General features: G+C 32.8%; 1 protein-coding gene. It reads left to right on the top strand.

The window, feature by feature from the left end:
* Positions 1-61: 61 nt before the first annotated feature.
* On the top strand, positions 62-244 hold a 183-nt coding region (locus RG47T_RS26330; protein ID WP_216351025.1), incomplete at its 3' end, for a hypothetical protein.

The following is a 244-nucleotide window of genomic DNA, read 5'->3' as shown; positions in this document are numbered from 1 at the left end:
AAATTATATATTTGTATATTAAACCTATAGATATTATATAATAAAAGTTAAATATATAAAAATGAGCCAATTAGTTATATCACACGAACACCCGGACTGGTTTAAGCCATTATTTGCTGAACTTGAAAAAAGAGCAATAGCCTACCAAACGGTTAACCCAACACAACATCAATTTGCTGTAGAAGCGTCAAAGCCCGATTTCGATATATTTTTTAACCGCATGAGCCCATCGGGTTATTTACGC

The sequence above is a fragment of the Mucilaginibacter polytrichastri genome, assembly GCF_001911425.1.
Classification (GTDB): Bacteria; Bacteroidota; Bacteroidia; order Sphingobacteriales; family Sphingobacteriaceae; genus Mucilaginibacter; species Mucilaginibacter polytrichastri.
This window is presented reverse-complemented; position numbering and strand designations above follow the sequence as displayed.